This window comes from Pseudomonas sp. HY13-MNA-CIBAN-0226, from assembly GCF_040310305.1.
GTDB lineage: Bacteria > Pseudomonadota > Gammaproteobacteria > Pseudomonadales > Pseudomonadaceae > Aquipseudomonas > Aquipseudomonas gregormendelii.
In genome coordinates, this window is sequence record NZ_JBEOPS010000630.1 from 1 (window position 1) to 236 (window position 236).

The 236-nt window shown below is 63.6% G+C and carries 1 protein-coding gene; it reads right to left on the reverse strand.

Going from position 1 to position 236, the window contains the following annotated elements; genetic code table 11:
- On the reverse strand, positions 1-236 hold a 236-nt coding region (locus AAEZ05_RS30200), incomplete at both ends, for a uroporphyrinogen decarboxylase family protein (protein WP_350650352.1).

Genomic DNA, 236 nt, shown 5'->3' on the forward strand with positions numbered 1-236 from the left:
GTCCAGGGGCTGCCGGAGAAGCCGATCAGCGGCACGCGGCCGTTGAGCTCGCGGCGGATGGTGCTGACAGCGTCCATCACGTAGCCCAGGTCTTTGTGTGGATCAGGGATCGGCAGGGCTTCGATATCGGCCAGGGTGCTGACGACTTTCTTGAAGCGCGGGCCTTCGCCGGTTTCGAAGTACAGGCCTTGGCCCATGGCGTCGGGGATGGTGAGGATATCGGAGAAGAGGATGGC